Raw genomic sequence first — 17,188 nt, 5'->3', positions numbered from 1 at the left:
GTACCCGCAGTACGTGAGGATTGTGAGCACTGCCCTGGGTCAGACTGACAAATAAAATAGCCCGATGGGATCGGCTCTTAATCACCTAAGGGTTCAATCAATTATGTACCATGTTGTCGCAGCCACCACCAACCCAGCGAAGATTCGCGCGATTGCGCAGGCATTCAACGACGTTTTCGGCGAGGGATCCTGCCATATTGAAGGGGTCGAGGTCGAGAGTGGCGTTGCAGCACAGCCGTTAACCCACCTTGAAACGCGAACTGGCGCACGCCAGCGCGTGATGAATGCACGACAGGTCCGACCTGAAGCGGCGTTCTGGGTGGCCATCGAGGCCGGCATTGAAGATGACTGCGCCTTCGCCTGGATGGTGGTGGAAAATCAGAAACAGCGGGGAGAATCCCGTTCGGCCAGCTTCACCCTACCGCCGGTGGTGCTGGCTGGGTTACGTGAAGGCCGCGAACTGGGCGAAGAGATGGCACGGTTAACCGGCATTGAGAATATTAAACAGCAAGGCGGCGCGATTGGTGCCTTTACTCAGGGTCTGCTCAGCCGCTCCAGCGTCTATCATCAGGCACTGATTCTGGCGCTCTGCCCGTTTGTTCATCCGCTTTATCAGCAGTAATCAGCCGCGACCCAGATGCGCCTCCAGCCAGCGTTTCAGCTCCGGCGGCGCCTCTTTCAAGCTGTTTGAGCCACGTGTAATGGTTGCGATGCCGACGCCAAGCTCGTTTTTCAGCTCGCGCTGGCTCATCTCGCCGTTCATCAGCTCTTCAATAATCCGCAGACGGGTGCCAAAGGCTTCGCGCTCATCAGGCGTCATCATCAGCTGCATCAGCGGCAGTGCATGGCCGTCTGCAAAGGCCTGCTGCATCAGCCCGACAAAGCGATGCCAGCTATCCTCGGTGGAGGGAGAATCAGGTTGGGTCATGAAGAGGCTTCCGTACTCGCTAAAGAGTACGGAAGCTTAGCACAGCTAGTAACGGCGATTCCACTCGCCATCTGACAGGATCTTGTCAGGCTGGCCCATGAAGTGACGATAGTAGGCGTCATACGCCAGCACGTTCTTCACGTAGCCGCGGGTTTCTGAGAACGGAATGGTCTCAATAAACGCCACTGCATCGAGATTACCGCCACTGGTTTTTTGCCAGCTACGCACCCGGCCAGGGCCGGCATTGTAAGCCGCCGAGGCGAAGATGCGGTTCTGACCAAACTGCTGGTAGACATATTCCAGATACTGGGTGCCGATCTGGATATTGGTCTCAGGGTCCAGCAGCTGACTGACGCTGGAATAGCCCGGCATGTTGTACATCTTGACGGTATGCGCCGCGGTGGCCGGCATAATCTGCATCAGGCCGCTGGCCCCGACCGGTGAACGCGCTTTCGGGTTCCACGCGCTCTCCTGACGTGAAATGGCCATCGCGTAGCTCGGCGGGATCTGCTTATCCTGAGTATTACGCTGATAAACGCTCTGCCACGCCAGCGGGAAGCGCTCTTTCAGGCTGTCCCACATTTTGGCGGTAATGGTGGCCTGCACGCTGAGATCCCACCAGTCCTGCTCGTTAGCATAACGCGCCAGCATCTGCTGCTGACTGTGCGGGCGGCTGGCAATCAGGTTGGCCCATTCGCTGCGCGCCAGGTTATCCAGTCCCCAGTACATCAGTTCACGCACCCGGGCCAGCTCTGCGCCCTGCACCGTTGCGCTATCGGGCTTCGGCGCTTCATCAATCTGCAACCGATAATCGACGCCTAACCGCTGCGCCGCCACCATCGGATAGAAACCGCGAGCCTGCATCAGCTTGCGCAGGATCTCTTCCGCTTCCTCTTTGCGATCTTTCTCAAACAGCAGATCGGCCTGCCAGTACTGCCATTCATCTTTCTGTTTGGCTTCCAGCGGCAGACGGGCGATCCAGGTATTCAGGCCGCGTCGATCGTGCTGGCTCAGGGCCAGCCGAACCCGACGTTCCACCAGCGCGGTCGATTCACTGCTCATTACCACCGCATCACGCCAGCGCGCCTGTTCCGACGTCAGATCGCTGCCCATCATGCGCCACACCACAATCTCTTTCAGCGCCTGCTCATCTTCCGGCCCCATCTTCTGCGCCCGCACCAGAATCGGGATCAGGCTGCGGGCATTTTCCATATCCTGACGGGCGACCCGTGTGAAGGCGTAGATCGTTGCCTGGCGGGTAAAGTCTGTTGGTCCGACGGCGCTGGCAAAGGTGCTGACCGTCAGCGGGTCCTGCTGCAGCGCCTGGATCGCGTCAGACATGGTCTGGTAATCAGCCGGCAGCGTTTTCGCCAGATAACTCACCAGACTGTCGTTACCGGCTTTCATTGCCAGCCGGATACGTTCCAGAATGGTGATCGGTGAGAGCTGGCCAGAGGATTGCCATACCGAGAAGAGTTTATCGCAGTCATTCGGCAGCGCCGTACCGCGCAGCCAGATCTGTTTGGCGCCGTCAAAGGCCGCCTGCTGCTGGCCGGTGGCCCATTTGGCGTAGTACCAGTTACAGCGCGCCTGCACCGGTTTCGGCTCGGTCGGGCTGAAATTAAGCACGCCCTGCCAGTCCTGACGATGCGCCAGCACGTTGATAAAACGGGTGCTGAGCGAGCGCGCCGGCGGCAACGTTGGATACTGGCGGATAAAGTTTTGTACTGCCAGGCTGGTCTCCTGATCGAGATCCTGCGCCAGCAGCCGATATTGCAAATAAGGATAGAGCGGATAATCCTGTAGCGTTGGCAACAGTTGATCCACCGTGGCCATCTGGTTGCTGTCCCAGGCCTGTTTAATTTGTTGATAACGCTGTCGTTGTTGATCAAGCGAATCGGCCCATGCGCTGCTGGCCGTGCCGACCAGGCAGATCCCTACCATCCAGTTACGCCACTTCACCACGTAAATCTCCTCTGTTGCTGGGCGCCGGCGAGTTGCCAGACTCCCTTCATGCTAACCAGGCCATCCGGCTCTTGCCATGTTCTTCACAAAATTTACGCACGGCAGGATTAAACGCACCGCTATCGCCCGCCCCTTGCGCCGCAATTGTGCAAATAATCATCACAAATTCTTATGACCAACCCTGATAACCCATTGAATCAGAGCGTTAAAAAATGGCACAGCCTTTGCTCTGTTGAACTCCATCTTGTATACCAGCTGGAATTCATCGTATGGCTTCGACCTTTGGCTTGACCCTTCACGACTGGCAGCAACGGCTGCAACTGGCCCCACAGCAGATCATTCCACTGCTAGAGGCCCATCTGGCGGCGCTGGATCCGCAGGATAACGCCTGGCTCTATCTTGCCACACCGGCGCAGCTGATGGCGCAGCTGGAACCGCTGCTGGCACAGTTTCAACGCGATCCGGCGTCGCTGCCGCTGTTTGGCGTCCCGTTCGCCGTCAAGGACAACACCGATGTCGCCGGCTGGCCGACCACCGCCGCCTGTCCGGCCTTCACCTACATCGCTGACAATGACGCGACGGTGGTCGCCCGGCTGAAAGCCGCCGGTGCGGTGGTGATCGGCAAAACCAACCTTGACCAGTTCGCCACCGGCCTGGTCGGCACCCGCTCGCCGTACGGCGCGGTCACTAACACCTTTGATGCCGACTACGTCAGTGGCGGCTCCAGCTCCGGTTCGGCTTCAGTACTGGCGCGCGGGCTGGTCGGCTTCTCTCTTGGTACCGACACCGCCGGATCGGGTCGGGTCCCGGCCGGGTTTAACAATATTGTCGGTCTGAAACCGACCAAAGGCTGGTTCTCAGCGCGCGGCGTGGTGCCGGCCTGCCGGCTGAATGACACCCTGTCGGTGTTCGCGCTGACGGTGGAAGACGCCTTTACCGTCGCCAGCCTCGCCGGGGGTTACGACGCCGGTGACGCCTATTCGCGCGTCAATCCGCATACGGCCCCGGCCAGCCTGCCCGCTCATCCACATTTTGCCGTACCGGCCAATCCCGAATTCTTTGATGATGCGGCGGCCGAAGCGGCCTGGGATCGGGCGCTGGAAGCGCTGCTGGTGGCGGGCGTGACGCTGCATCCGATTGATTTCACTCCGTTCCGCCAGCTGGCTGAGCAGCTCTATTCCGGTCCCTGGGTAGCCGAGCGCACCGCCGCAGTCAGCGAGATGCTGCAACGTCCGGCTGAGATGGACCCGGTGGTGCACGGCATCGTCGCCAGCGGCCTGAAATACAGCGCCGTTGAGGCTTATCAGGCGGAGTACCTGCGGGCCGAGCTGACGCGACAAATTCAGCAGACCCTGGCGCAGTTTGACGCGCTGGTGGTGCCGACCTCCCCCACCATCCACACGCTGGCGGAGATGGCTCAGGAGCCGGTGCACTACAACTCGCAGTTCGGCACCTATACCAACTTCACCAATCTGGCCGACCTCGCCGCGCTGGCGCTGCCCGGCCCGTTCCGCAATGACGATTTACCGGCGGGCATCACGCTGATCGCACCCGCCTGGCACGATCGCGCACTGGCTGAGTTCGGACTGCGCTGGCAGCAGCAACTGGCGCTGCCGCTTGGTGCCACCGGCCAGCCGCAGCCAACCCGATCGCGCGCGCTGCCGCCTTCACCCGATCACGTGCGCGTTGCGGTGGTCGGTGCCCACCTCACCGGTATGCCGCTCAACTTCCAGCTGACCAGCCGGGATGCGGTGTGGGTCGAGGAGACGCAAACCGCTGCTCACTATCGGCTGTTCGCCCTGCTGGACGGCGCGATCAAAAAACCGGGCCTGATGCGCGACGAACGGGGAGCCGCCATCACCGTCGAGCTATGGGATATTCCGCTGGCGCGCTTTGGCGAGTTCGTGGCAGAAATCCCGCCGCCGCTGGGTATCGGCAGCCTGACGCTGGCAGACGGTCGGGTAGTGAAAGGCTTTATCTGTGAAGGGTCGGCGCTGAACAAGGCGCTGGAAATTACCGAAACTGGCGGCTGGCGCAACTGGCTGGCGACACAAGGGAGTCTCTGACCATGTTCAGCACCGTATTAATTGCCAACCGCGGCGAAATTGCCTGTCGCGCCATCCGTACCCTGAAGCGCCTCGGCGTGAAAAGCGTGGCGGTTTACTCCGATGCCGACCGTAATGCGCAGCACGTTAAGCAGGCCGATGTGGCGATTGCGCTGGGCGGTGACAAAGCCAGCGACAGCTATCTGCGCATCGACAAAATTCTGGCAGCGGCACAGCAGAGCGGTGCTGACGCTATCTGGCCGGGCTACGGCTTTCTGTCCGAGAGCCTGCCGTTCGCCGAAGCCTGTGAGCAGGCGGGGATCGCCTTTGTCGGCCCGACGGCACAGCAGATCGGTGAGTTTGGCCTGAAGCACCGCGCCCGTGAACTGGCCGCGCGAGCCGGTGTACCAGTGACGCCCGGCACGCCGCTGCTGGATTCACTGGAGGCGGCGTTACAGGCCGCCGAACAGATCGGCTATCCGGTGATGCTGAAGAGTACCGCCGGCGGCGGTGGGATTGGTCTGACGCGCTGCGCCGATGCCGCCGCGTTAGCCAGCGCCTGGGAGAGCGTACGCCGTCTCGGCGAACAGTTTTTCAGTGACGCGGGCGTCTTTCTGGAGCGCTGCATCGATCGCGCGCGTCATGTTGAAGTGCAGATTTTCGGCGACGGCCGCGGCACCGTGGTGGCGCTGGGTGAGCGCGACTGCTCGCTGCAACGACGTAATCAAAAGGTGGTGGAAGAGACCCCGGCGCCGGGCCTGTCATCGGCCACGCGTGACGCGCTACTGGCCTCGGCGGTCCGGCTGGGCCAGCTGGTCAATTACCGCAGCGCCGGCACGGTGGAGTACATCTACGACGTCACTCAGGAAGCGTTTTACTTTCTCGAAGTGAATACCCGTCTGCAGGTTGAGCATCCGGTTACCGAATGCGTGACCGGGCTGGATCTGGTCGAGTGCATGCTAAAAGTGGCGGCGGGCGATGAGATTGACTGGCCGCGCCTGCAGCAGGCTCCCGAGGGTGCCGCCATTGAAGTGCGACTCTACGCGGAAGATCCGCTGAAAAACTTCCAGCCCAGCCCCGGCCGGTTAACCGGCGTCAGCTTTCCTGCTGGCGTACGCATCGACAGCGGCATTGAAACCGGCAGCGAAGTCTCCAGCTTCTACGATCCGATGGTGGCGAAGCTGATTGTACACGCCGACAGCCGCGAGGCGGCGCTGGCAAAGATGCAGCAGGCGCTGGATGCCACCCAGCTGCACGGCATCGCCACTAACCTCGACTACCTGCGCCAGATCGTGGCGACTGAGGCCTTTCACAGCGGCACGGTCTGGACACGCTTTCTCGACAGTTTCACCCCGGCCGCCCCGGTGATTGAAGTGCTGCAGCCGGGTACCTTCAGTTCGATTCAGGATTATCCGGGCCGCCTCGGCTACTGGGATATCGGCGTTCCGCCGTCCGGTCCGATGGATGATTTCGCCTTCCGTCTGGCGAACCGGATTGTCGGCAACGACGAATCGGCGGCTGGCCTCGAGTTTACCTTACAGGGCCCGACGCTGCGCTTCCACGCAGATGCGACGGTGGCGCTGACCGGTGCTGACTGCGCCGCCACGCTGGATGGCGAATCGGTCAGCAACTGGCAGCCGCTGACGGTGAAAGCGGGACAAACCCTGGCGCTGGGCCGCGCGCAGCAGGGTTGCCGCGGCTACCTCGCGGTACGCAACGGTTTCGACGTACCGGAATATCTCGGCAGCCGCAGCACCTTCTCGCTGGGTCAGTTTGGCGGCCATGCCGGACGGACGCTGCGGGTCGCGGATATGCTGCCGATCTCGCGGCCTGCGCTGGCAGCCTGCACCACTCCGCCGCCGGTCAGCGCCCCTCAGGCGCTCGATGCCGCATTGATTCCGCACTACGGCACCGAATGGCGCATCGGCGTGCTCTACGGGCCGCACGGCGCACCAGACTTCTTCACTCAGGCCGCCATCGACGAATTCTTTGCCAGCGACTGGCAGGTACATTACAACTCCAACCGTCTCGGCGTGCGGTTAGTCGGTCCGAAACCGAGCTGGACCCGCGCCAACGGCGGCGAGGCGGGCCTGCACCCTTCTAACGTTCACGACTGTGAATATGCCATTGGCGCCATCAATTTTACCGGTGACTTTCCGGTGATCCTGACGCACGACGGCCCGAGCCTCGGCGGATTCGTTTGCCCGGTGACCATCGCCAAAGCCGAACTGTGGAAAGTCGGTCAGGTTAAACCAGGCGATCGCATTCGTTTCCATCCGATCAGTGCCGATGACGCGCTGGCACGGGAAAAGGCGCAGCAGCAGATGATCGCCACCCTGCGTCCGCACCATGCGCCGACGTTTGCCGTGCCGTCGCTGGCTGAAACCGCCAGCGGCTCCGCGACCATCCTGGCAGCGATTGACGCCACCGCAACCACGCCGCAAGCGGTCTACCGTCAGGCCGGTGACAAATATGTGCTGATTGAATATGGCGACAACGTGCTGGATCTGGCGCTGCGACTGCGCGTTCACCTGCTGATGACGGCGCTGAGCGAACGGGCGGTGCCCGGCGTAGAAGAGCTGTCGCCCGGCGTGCGTTCACTGCAGGTGCGCTACGACAACTGCATCATCAGCCAGTCTGACCTGATGTCGCTGTTGCTGGGGCTGGAGGCGACGCTGGGCGATGTCAGCACGCTGAAAGTGCCGTCGCGGGTGGTGTGGATGCCAATGGCGTTTGAAGACAGCGCCACCCTCGGCGCGGTAGCACGCTACCAGGAAACAGTTCGCGACAGTGCTCCCTGGCTGCCGAACAACGTTGACTTTATTCAGCGCATCAACGGCTTAACCCAGCGTGAACAGGTGCGCGACACCCTGTTCAACGCCAGCTATCTGGTGCTCGGACTGGGCGACGTTTATCTTGGCGCGCCCTGTGCAGTGCCGATCGATCCGCGCCATCGTCTGCTGAGTTCCAAATACAGCCCGGCCCGCACCTTCACCGCCGAAGGCACGGTCGGCATCGGCGGCATGTACATGTGCATCTATGGCATGGACTCACCCGGCGGCTATCAGCTGGTCGGCCGGACGTTACCGATCTGGAACAGCTTCCTGAAAAATCCCCAGTTTGCCGCCGAACAGCCGTGGCTGCTGCGCTTCTTCGATCAGGTGCGTTTCTATCCGGTGAGTGAAGCCGAGCTGACGCAGCTGCGGGAAGATTTCCGCGAAGGCCGTGCCAGCCTGCGGATCGAAGAGACGCTGTTTGATTTTGCTGCCCACCAGCAGTTTCTGGCGGACAACGCTGATGATATCGCCGCATTCCGCCAGCGTCAGGCCGCCGCGTTTGAGCAGGAGGTGACGCTATGGGCGCAGGAAGAGCAGAGCGCGCCGCTGACGCTGGACCCGCCGGCCCCGGTCGCTGAGCAGGATGACAGCGCACTGGCGGTGCAGGCCGATATGAACGGCAACATCTGGAAAGTATTGGTGCAGCCAGGTGAAACGGTCAGCGCCGGTCAGACGCTGGTTATCGTCGAAGCGATGAAGATGGAGCTGGCGATTGTCGCTCCCCAGAGTGGTCAGGTGAAACGCATTGCCTGCCAGGCGGGCCGTCCGGTCAGTCCGGGCGAAACCCTGCTGTGGCTGGAGTAAGGAGTCAGCATGACGATGCAATCCCCCTCGCCGAAAGCCCGCCCGGAAGCGCTGGCAGAAAGGGTTTATCAGGCGCTGAAAGAGGAGATTTTCGCCTTTCGCCTGATGCCCGGCGATCGCTTCAGTGAAAGTGAAATTGCCGGGCGGATGGCGGTCAGCCGCACCCCGGTACGTCAGGCGCTGTTCCGGCTGGAACGCGAAGGCTTTGTTGAAGTCTGGTTCCGCAGCGGCTGGCAGATCAGAAACTTCGATTTTGCCTGGTTTGAAGCGCTGTATGACCTGCGAACCGTGCTGGAGTGTGAGGCGGTAAAGCGGCTGTGCGCCCTGCCGCCCGCCCAGTGCAGCGCCCTGTTAACCGGGCTGACGCGCTTCTGGTGCCAGGCGGAGCGGCTGACCGCCGGCCTGACGGTATCGCAGCACGATGAGGCGTTTCACATGACGCTGGTGGCCGCCGCGGGTAATCCGGAAATGGCGCGTATTCACGCCGAACTGACGGAGAAAATCCGCATTATCCGCCGTCTCGACTTCACCTCTGACGATCGGATAACCGCCACCTATCAGGAGCATGAACAGATTTTACAGGCAATTTTTCAGCAACAGACTGAGGAGGCACAACGCATCCTGACCGACCATATCGCCGTCAGCAAGGCGGAAGTCAGGAAAATCACCTTGCACCGACTCCAGCAGGCCCGGCTTCAACCCATTGAATAACAAACACAACATTGAGGGGTTTTAACACGATGAAAAGACGTTCATTGCTCAAGGCTTTTGCTCTCTCCGCTACCGTTGCCAGCATCGGTCTCGCCTGGGGCGCGCAGGCGGCTGACACCATTAAGGTCGGCATCATGCACTCCCTGTCCGGGACCATGGCGATTTCGGAAACGCCGCTCAAAGATGTGGCGCTGATGACCATTGATGAGATCAACGCCAAAGGCGGCGTGCTGGGGAAAAAGCTGGAGCCGGTGGTGGTCGATCCCGCCTCTAACTGGCCGCTGTTTGCCGAGAAGGCACGACAGCTGCTGACCCAGGATAAGGCAGCGGTGGTGTTTGGCTGCTGGACCTCGGTATCGCGCAAATCGGTGCTGCCGGTGTTTGAGGAGCTGAATGGACTGCTGTTCTACCCGGTGCAGTATGAGGGCGAAGAGATGTCGCCTAACGTGTTCTATACCGGCGCAGCGCCCAACCAGCAGGCGATCCCGGCGGTTGAATACCTGATGAGCGAGGATGGCGGCAGCGCTAAACGCTTCTTCCTGCTCGGCACCGATTATGTCTATCCCCGCACGACCAACAAGATCCTGCGTGCCTTCCTGCACAGTAAGGGCGTCCAGGATAAAGATATCGAAGAGGTCTACACCCCGTTTGGTTACAGCGATTACCAGACCATCGTCTCAAACATCAAAAAGTTTGCTGCCGGCGGCAAAACAGCGGTGGTCTCCACCATTAACGGCGACTCTAACGTTCCCTTCTATAAAGAGCTGGCTAATCAGGGCATTAAAGCCACCGATATTCCGGTCGTGGCCTTCTCGGTCGGGGAAGAAGAGCTGCGCGGTATCGATACCAAACCGCTGGTCGGTCAGTTAGCGGCGTGGAACTATTTTGAGTCAATCGATAACCCGACCAACGCTAAATTTGTCGCTGACTACCGTGCTTATGCCAAAGCCCACAATCTGCCGAACGCCGCCAGCGTGGTCACCAACGATCCGATGGAAGCGACCTATGTCGGCATTCATATGTGGGCGCAGGCGGTAGAAAAAGCCGGCACCACCGACGTGGATAAAATCCGGGCGGCGATGGCCGGTCAGACCTTCAAAGCACCAGACGGCTTTACCCTGACCATGGATCAGACCAACCACCATCTGCATAAGCCGGTAATGATCGGTGAAGTGGAAGAGAACGGTCAGTTCAACGTGGTGTGGCAGACCGATCAGCCGGTGCGCGCTCAGCCATGGAGCCCGTACATCGCCGGTAATGATAAGAAGCCCGACCACCCGGTGAAAGCCGCGCAGTAAGCGCGTGACGCGCCGGTCTGCGGCTCTGCCGGCCGGCGCCTGCTACGCACCTGCCCGTTGCGCTGATGGCGTACGGCAAATCAGGTCGTCCGCTGCCATCCATTTAACGAGGTCCTCTCTATGAACCTTTGCCGCTGCCTTTTCAGCCTGCTGCTGCTGTTGCCGCTGTTTGCCAGCGCCGGACCGGCGGCAGACTTCGCCGCTGCCAGCCGTAGCCAGCAGGCGACGCTGTTGCAACAGTGGGCCGCTGCGCCAGACAGCAGCCGGTTACCGCTGCTGGAAGCGCTGAACGCCGAAAGTGTGGTCATCGACCAGAATAAACAGCCGTTCAGCCAGCAGGGCAGCAGGCTGCTGCCGTTGGATGCCCAGCCACAGCCGAACGGCAAGCTGAAAAAACTGTTTATGAACAACCGTCTGCGGGTGCTGGTCAACGGCGCGCTGGCGGCGCATCAGCTGGTGAGCGACGATGCCGGACTGCGGCTGCACGCCGCCCGGCAGCTGCAAAATGACGGCGCGGCCGATCAGCTGTCGCTGATTGAGCAGCGGCTGGCCGCCGAAAAAGATAGCCGGGTGCATGCCGCACTGGCGATGGCGCTGGCCAACCTGCAGCTGGCAGATGGCCAGCCGATGGTGCGGCTGAAGGCAGTTAAGCTGCTGGGCGAATCCAGCGATCCGAATACGCAGGCCAGCCTGCAACGCTTAACCCAGCCGGCGAACGAACCGGATGCCACGGTGCGTGCCGCCGCCGCCGACAGCCTGCAACAGATTCAGAAACGCCTGATGTGGGGCGATCTGCTGGGTCAGGCGTTCAGCGGCCTGTCGCTGGGCTCGGTGTTGCTGCTGGCGGCGCTGGGACTGGCGATCACTTACGGCCTGCTGGGCGTAATCAATATGGCGCACGGTGAAATGCTGATGCTCGGTGCTTATGCCACCTGGTGGGTACAGAGCCTGTTCCAACAGTTTGCGCCGCACTACCTGGCCTGGTATCCGCTGCTGGCGCTGCCGGTGGCGTTTATGGTGACGGCCGCCATCGGAATGGCGCTGGAACGCACGGTGATCCGCCATCTTTACGGTCGTCCGCTGGAAACGCTGCTGGCGACCTGGGGAATCAGCCTGATGCTGATTCAGGCGGTGCGGATGCTGTTCGGGGCGCAAAACCTCGAAGTGGCAAATCCGCAGTGGCTGTCGGGCGGACTGCAGGTACTGCCTAACCTGGTGCTGCCGTGGAACCGCATCGCCGTGATTCTGTTTGTGATGTTTGTGCTGGCACTCACCTGGCTGCTGCTGAATCGCACCCGTCTTGGCATGAACGTGCGCGCCGTGACGCAGAATCGCGCCATGGCGGACTGCTGTGGCGTGCCGACCGGCCGGGTCGATATGCTGGCGTTTGGTCTGGGGTCTGGTATTGCCGGACTGGGCGGTGTGGCGCTGTCGCAACTCGGCAACGTCGGGCCAGAACTGGGACAGGGCTACATTATCGACTCGTTTCTGGTGGTGGTGCTGGGCGGCGTCGGTCAACTAGCGGGCACCGTGGTCGCCGCCTTCAGCCTCGGCATTCTTAATAAAGTGCTGGAACCGCAGATCGGCGCGGTGCTCGGCAAGATTCTGATTCTGGTGATTATCGTACTGTTTATCCAGAAACGTCCGCAGGGACTGTTTGCGGTAAAAGGAAGGGTGACTGACTGATGACGCAACCGATTACGCTCCGCGCCGCGCGCAAAGCGCCGCGCCTGACCCTCAGCATCGGCCTGCTGGTCACCCTGGCGCTGCTGGTGATGCCGTTTCTGGCGCTGCTGCCCGCCAGCCATCCGCTGGCGATCTCCACCTATACCCTGACGCTGATTGGCAAAATCCTCTGCTACGCGGTGGTGGCAGTGGCCCTCGACCTGGTGTGGGGTTACGCCGGATTACTGTCGCTGGGCCACGGCCTGTTTTTTGCTCTCGGTGGTTATGCGATGGGCATGTATCTGATGCGCCAGGCGGCAGGTGAAGGCTTACCGGCGTTTATGTCCTTTCTGTCGTGGCGTGAGCTGCCGTGGTTCTGGAGCGGAACCGGGCACTTCGCCTGGGCGCTGTGCCTCAGCGTAATGGCACCGGGATTGCTGGCGCTGGTATTTGGCTTTTTTGCCTTCCGTTCCCGCATCAAAGGCGTTTACTTCTCGATCATCACCCAGGCGCTGACCTACGCCGGTATGCTGCTGTTTTTCCGTAATGAAACCGGCTTTGGCGGCAACAACGGTTTCACCGGCTTTACCACCCTGCTCGGCTTTTCAGTGAGCGCGACCGGCACCCGCATCGGCCTGTTTATCGCCACGGTAGGATTGCTGTTGCTGAGCCTGGCGATCGGTTTCGCACTGGCACGCAGCAAGTTTGGCCGGGTGCTGACTGCGGTGCGCGACGCCGAAAACCGCCTGATGTTCTGCGGCTACGATCCGCGCGGCTTTAAGCTGTTTGTCTGGACCCTGTCGGCGATGCTGTGCGGACTGGCCGGGGCGCTTTACGTGCCGCAGGTCGGGATCATTAATCCCGGCGAGATGTCGCCAGCCAACTCGATTGAAGCCGCCATCTGGGTGGCGCTGGGGGGGCGTGGTACGCTGATCGGCCCACTGCTGGGTGCGGCGATTGTTAACGGCGCGCGCAGCTTTTTCACCGTCGCTTTCCCGGAATACTGGCTGTTTTTCCTCGGCCTGATGTTCATCCTGGTGACGCTGTTTCTGCCGCACGGCGTGATTGGTTTGCTGCGCCGGAGGAAACATGACTGACACACTGTTTACTCAACCTCATCCGGCGGATCGTCATCGGGCGCAGCGCGATCCGCTGCTGCAGCTGGAGAAGATCAGCGTCTCGTTCGATGGCTTCCGCGCCCTGACCGATCTCTCGTTACAGATCGGCGTCGGCGAACTGCGCTGCGTGATCGGCCCCAACGGCGCGGGCAAAACCACGCTGATGGATGTGATCACCGGCAAGACGCGGCCCGATTCCGGTCGGGTGATCTACGATCAGGACAGCGATCTTACCCGCCTGTCGCCGGTTGAGATCGCCCGTGCCGGCATCGGCCGTAAGTTCCAGAAACCGACGGTGTTTGAAGCGTTAACCGTGTTCGAGAATCTTGAGATCGCCCTGAAAGCCGAAAAAACGGTGTGGGCCAGTCTGCGCGCGCGCCTCAATGGCGAGCAGCAGGATCGGATCGATGAGGTGCTGAAGCTGCTGCGGCTCGGCGCAGAACGACAGCGTAGCGCGGGCCTGCTGTCGCACGGCCAGAAGCAGTTTCTGGAGATTGGCATGCTGCTGGTGCAGGAGCCGCACCTGCTGCTGCTGGATGAGCCAGCGGCGGGCATGACCGACGCTGAAACGGACTACACCGCCGAGCTGTTCCGCAACCTGGCGGGTAAACATTCGCTGATGGTGGTGGAGCACGATATGGGCTTTGTCGAAACCATTGCCGACCACGTGACGGTGCTGCATCAGGGTCAGGTACTGGCCGAAGGATCATTGCGTGAGGTGCAGGCCAATGAGCAGGTTATCGACGTTTATCTGGGGCGCTGAGATGTTACAGGTTACTGAACTGAATCAATATTATGGCGGCAGTCATATTCTGCGTGGCCTGTCGTTTGAGGTAAAAGTGGGTGAGATCACCTGCCTGCTGGGCCGCAACGGCGTGGGTAAAACCACGTTACTGAAATGCCTGATGGGGTTAATCCCGGCTAAATCCGGTGAGATCCACTGGCAGCAGCAGAAACTCAACGGCCGTAAACCGCACCAGCGGGTGCAGTCCGGCATTGCTTACGTGCCGCAGGGGCGGGAGATTTTTCCGCGGCTGACGGTGGAAGAGAACCTGCTGCTCGGCTTGTCCCGCTTTCCGGCTGCGCAGGCCCGCCAAGTGCCGGATGAGATCTACCAGCTGTTTCCGGTGCTGTTTGCCATGAAGTCGCGGCGCGGCGGCGATCTGTCCGGCGGCCAGCAACAGCAGCTGGCGATCGGCCGGGCGCTGGCCTGCCGGCCGCAGCTGTTGATCCTGGATGAGCCAACCGAAGGGATCCAGCCGTCGGTGATCAAAGAGATCGGCGCGGTGATCCGTCAGCTGGCGCAGCGCGGGGATATGGCGATCCTGCTGGTCGAGCAGTTTTATGACTTTGCGGCTGAACTGGCGGACAGCTATCTGGTGATGTCGCGCGGTGAAATCGTGCAGCGTGGCCGCGGCGACAGCATGGAAGCCGATGGCGTACGCGGCCTGGTGGCGATTTAGGCCGCGCATCGGGCTTACAGCAATCCGGTCTCGACGGAAAAGTGGCGTTGTTCGCCGCTGGCGAGGGTGATTAAGCTGCCCGCCTGCTGCGCCGCCAGAAACCCTTCCGGCCGACAGGTGGCCGGCAGGATATAGGCCGCGACCTGTTGGTCGGCATTGTGCAGCAGCCAGCGGGTGGCGTGCGGAAACTGGGCGGTAGAGAAGCGCGTCATCATGGCGTATCCCGCTGGCGCGTGCAGCTCAAACTGCACCTCATCGCCATACTGCGGCAGATCGTCGGCGAAAAAGACAATCTCCGGATCGCACAACTGCGGCAGATCGAGCTGCTGCAACGCCTGCGGATCCTGCGCCAGCCGGGCGGTGTAGTCGCGCCATGCCGGTGTTGGCCGCAGATGGGCCGGTATTGAGGTGCGCAGCCGGAAGGCCCGATCCGGGATCGACTGCCGGAAACGTCCCTGTGCAATCCAGCCGCTGTTGAGATGACACATATACTGCAACGGCATCGGCGCGCCGGCCAGATTGGTCACCGTCATCTCAATCTGTAGCCGCGGCCGATCGGCGTGAAGGCGTACCGCCGGTGCGGCCAGATAGTGATGGCCGAAGCCTTTGACATATTCACACTCCCCCTCCAGCGACAGCGTATCCGCGTCCAGCACCAGCCACGCGCTGTCCATCCGGGCGCAGGGCATTTCACCATGCAGCGGATGGTCGTCCTCGGGCGACGGACAGCCGTTAGCCAGCAGCCCCGAGTGGAAAGCGAAACAGCCGTAGGTGTCGATGATTGAATGACCGGGCAGCGGCTGCTTAAAGCTGTTGCCCATGGTCAGCGGATGCCCGTCAAACTGCGCATCCCAGATCATCTGACCAAAGAACGGCAGCACCGTTACCGATCCGCGCCGGTTATGGATCCGCACCGCTTCAATCCCCGCCGGATAACGGAACAGTTCCACCCGAAAGTCATCGCTCTGCAGCAGAACCTCAGGGGTAAAATGAAACTGCTCACGGCGCAACGGTAAACGGGTTTTCATGATGCATCCTCCACCAGACGACCGCCGGACACGGTCTGTTTCTTGTGGCGCAGCTCGCCATAGAAGTAACAGCCTACCCAGGCGAAGCAGAGCAGCGAGACGCCAAACGCCAGCTGCATTGAGCCAACCGCGTCAGAGACCAGCCCCTGCAGCGCGGGCACGAATGCTGCGCCGACAATCGCCATCACGATAAACGCCCCCGCCACTTCGGTATATTTATTATCGACCGTCGCCAGCGTTCCGGCATAAATGGTCGCCCAGCAGGGACCAAACAGCACGCTGACGAACACCGCGGCGTAAACGGCGGTAAAGTCAGGTACCAGCATCACATAAGCCAGCGTCAGCACCCCCAGCACCGAATAGGCGATCAGCACTTTTTCGGCGCGGAAACGGGTCATCAGGAAGTTCGCCACGAACTTGCCGATAAAGAAGCAGATAAAGCTGTAGATCATGAAGTTTGAGGCGTGACGTTCATTGGCTGCGCCCAGCGTCAGCGCCAGACGAATGGTGAACGACCAGACCGCTACCTGCATCCCGACATAGAGAAACTGCGTCACGATGCCGCGTTTAAAGTGACGGTTGGTCGCCAGATAGCGAAAGGTCTCCGCCAGTGAAGGCAGCGATGATTGGTTACTTTGCGGTTTGCAGCGCGGATAGCGGGTAAACATAAACAGCAGCATCACCACTATTAATACCATCACCAGATATTTGTAGGGTTCCAGCGTATGCTCCAGCATCGTCAGGCGAAACGCATGCGCCTGTTCGGCGGTCATGGTCGCCATCTGGCTCTGCAGGCTGTCTCCTTCCTGGAACACCAGATACTTACCCAGCACGATGCCCATCAGCGCGCCAATCGGATAGAACGTCTGGCTGATGTTGAGCCGCAGAGTGGCGTGGTCGCGGTGACCGATCATTGAGCTGTAGGTATTGGCCGCGGTCTCCAGAAAGCTCAGGCCGATGGCGATAGCAAAGATCGCCGCGAGAAACATGGTATAGGTCGCCATGTGCGAGGCGGGATAAAACGCCACGCAGCCGAGAATGTAGAGCGCCAGCCCGGTGAGGATCGCCAGCTTGTAGCTGGTTTTACGGATCACCAGCGACGCCGGGATCGCAATCAGAAAATAGCCGCCATAAAAGGCACTCTGTACCAGCGCGCTGGCAAAATCGCTTAATGCGAAGACGCTTTTGAACTGGGTAATCAGGATATCGTTAAGGCTGGCAGCGCAGCCCCACAGCGGAAACAGGCACGACAGCAGAATGAACTGAAAGCGCGGCGTTTTATTCAGGTAGCCATCGGATTGCTGAACTATTTTCTGTTGCATAGCA

Annotated in this window: 13 protein-coding genes; 9 read left to right on the top strand and 4 right to left on the bottom strand. The window is 60.8% G+C overall.

From position 1 onward, the window contains the following. Positions 1 to 103: 103 nt before the first annotated feature. Entirely contained in the window at positions 104 to 622 is a 519-nt protein-coding gene (gene yjjX / locus AC6I8I_RS02840; protein ID WP_312055334.1) for an inosine/xanthosine triphosphatase, read from the top strand. Here the strand turns inward: yjjX and trpR are convergent, their stop codons facing one another. After that, positions 623 to 928, bottom strand: coding sequence for a trp operon repressor (gene trpR / locus AC6I8I_RS02835; protein ID WP_312055333.1), 306 nt, complete (start codon positions 926 to 928; stop codon positions 623 to 625). It abuts the gene before it with no gap. A gap of 45 nt (positions 929 to 973) precedes the next feature. Then, positions 974 to 2,893 (bottom strand): murein transglycosylase, encoded by a 1,920-nt coding sequence (gene sltY, locus AC6I8I_RS02830; protein ID WP_312055332.1) that lies wholly within the window; start codon positions 2,891 to 2,893, stop codon positions 974 to 976. 269 nt (positions 2,894 to 3,162) lie between these two features. On the opposite strand from sltY, the gene atzF reads away from it, so the two are divergent. The 8 genes from atzF to urtE all read left to right on the top strand — a co-directional run bounded on the left by atzF (position 3,163) and on the right by urtE (position 14,834). Continuing rightward, entirely contained in the window at positions 3,163 to 4,959 is a 1,797-nt protein-coding gene (gene atzF / locus AC6I8I_RS02825; RefSeq protein ID WP_497828315.1) for an allophanate hydrolase, read from the top strand. Between the two features lie 2 nt (positions 4,960 to 4,961). After that, positions 4,962 to 8,579: an urea carboxylase gene (gene uca / locus AC6I8I_RS02820; protein WP_497828314.1), complete on the top strand. Its 3,618-nt coding sequence runs from the start codon at positions 4,962 to 4,964 to the stop codon at positions 8,577 to 8,579. Positions 8,580 to 8,588: 9 nt separating this feature from the next. Further along, entirely contained in the window at positions 8,589 to 9,290 is a 702-nt protein-coding gene (locus AC6I8I_RS02815; protein ID WP_497828313.1) for a GntR family transcriptional regulator, read from the top strand. Positions 9,291 to 9,319: 29 nt separating this feature from the next. Continuing rightward, entirely contained in the window at positions 9,320 to 10,588 is a 1,269-nt protein-coding gene (gene urtA / locus AC6I8I_RS02810; protein WP_497828312.1) for an urea ABC transporter substrate-binding protein, read from the top strand. 120 nt (positions 10,589 to 10,708) lie between these two features. Further along, positions 10,709 to 12,274 carry an urea ABC transporter permease subunit UrtB gene (urtB, locus tag AC6I8I_RS02805; RefSeq protein WP_312055329.1) on the top strand — a complete coding sequence of 522 codons (1,566 nt, stop codon included), beginning with the start codon at positions 10,709 to 10,711 and terminating at the stop codon, positions 12,272 to 12,274. Continuing rightward, positions 12,274 to 13,350, top strand: coding sequence for an urea ABC transporter permease subunit UrtC (gene urtC, locus AC6I8I_RS02800; RefSeq protein ID WP_497828311.1), 1,077 nt, complete (start codon positions 12,274 to 12,276; stop codon positions 13,348 to 13,350). The genes urtB and urtC overlap by 1 nt, the downstream gene beginning before the upstream one ends. Continuing rightward, entirely contained in the window at positions 13,343 to 14,134 is a 792-nt protein-coding gene (gene urtD, locus AC6I8I_RS02795; protein WP_497828310.1) for an urea ABC transporter ATP-binding protein UrtD, read from the top strand. Before urtC ends, urtD begins: the two co-directional genes overlap by 8 nt. A gap of 1 nt (position 14,135) precedes the next feature. Next, positions 14,136 to 14,834, top strand: coding sequence for an urea ABC transporter ATP-binding subunit UrtE (urtE, locus tag AC6I8I_RS02790; RefSeq protein WP_497820645.1), 699 nt, complete (start codon positions 14,136 to 14,138; stop codon positions 14,832 to 14,834). Between the two features lie 14 nt (positions 14,835 to 14,848). On the opposite strand, the gene AC6I8I_RS02785 is transcribed toward urtE, so the two are convergent. Both AC6I8I_RS02785 and fucP read right to left on the bottom strand, forming a co-directional pair. After that, a complete protein-coding gene (locus AC6I8I_RS02785) occupies positions 14,849 to 15,862 on the bottom strand; it encodes an aldose 1-epimerase family protein (RefSeq protein WP_312055325.1) in 1,014 nt (337 codons plus the stop codon). Then, on the bottom strand, positions 15,859 to 17,184 hold the full coding sequence (gene fucP / locus AC6I8I_RS02780; protein ID WP_312055324.1) for an L-fucose:H+ symporter permease: 1,326 nt from the start codon (positions 17,182 to 17,184) through the stop codon (positions 15,859 to 15,861). Before fucP ends, AC6I8I_RS02785 begins: the two co-directional genes overlap by 4 nt. Positions 17,185 to 17,188: the final 4 nt, after the last annotated feature.

This window comes from Pantoea sp. X-Soil-YNGN-775 (assembly GCF_059730575.1).
Note: the sequence above shows the minus strand (reverse complement) of the source record. Positions and strands in the feature narration are given on the sequence as shown.

Excerpts from the sequence above, each read along its gene's own strand:
- yjjX (WP_312055334.1), top strand. The coding sequence starts at position 104 with ATGTACCATGTTGTCGCAGCCACCACCAACCCAGCGAAGATTCGCGCG.
- trpR (WP_312055333.1), bottom strand. The coding sequence starts at position 928 with ATGACCCAACCTGATTCTCCCTCCACCGAGGATAGCTGGCATCGCTTT.
- atzF (WP_497828315.1), top strand. The coding sequence starts at position 3,163 with ATGGCTTCGACCTTTGGCTTGACCCTTCACGACTGGCAGCAACGGCTG.
- uca (WP_497828314.1), top strand. The coding sequence starts at position 4,962 with ATGTTCAGCACCGTATTAATTGCCAACCGCGGCGAAATTGCCTGTCGC.
- AC6I8I_RS02815 (WP_497828313.1), top strand. The coding sequence starts at position 8,589 with ATGACGATGCAATCCCCCTCGCCGAAAGCCCGCCCGGAAGCGCTGGCA.
- urtA (WP_497828312.1), top strand. The coding sequence starts at position 9,320 with ATGAAAAGACGTTCATTGCTCAAGGCTTTTGCTCTCTCCGCTACCGTT.
- urtB (WP_312055329.1), top strand. The coding sequence starts at position 10,709 with ATGAACCTTTGCCGCTGCCTTTTCAGCCTGCTGCTGCTGTTGCCGCTG.
- urtC (WP_497828311.1), top strand. The coding sequence starts at position 12,274 with ATGACGCAACCGATTACGCTCCGCGCCGCGCGCAAAGCGCCGCGCCTG.
- urtD (WP_497828310.1), top strand. The coding sequence starts at position 13,343 with ATGACTGACACACTGTTTACTCAACCTCATCCGGCGGATCGTCATCGG.
- urtE (WP_497820645.1), top strand. The coding sequence starts at position 14,136 with ATGTTACAGGTTACTGAACTGAATCAATATTATGGCGGCAGTCATATT.
- AC6I8I_RS02785 (WP_312055325.1), bottom strand. The coding sequence starts at position 15,862 with ATGAAAACCCGTTTACCGTTGCGCCGTGAGCAGTTTCATTTTACCCCT.
- fucP (WP_312055324.1), bottom strand. The coding sequence starts at position 17,184 with ATGCAACAGAAAATAGTTCAGCAATCCGATGGCTACCTGAATAAAACG.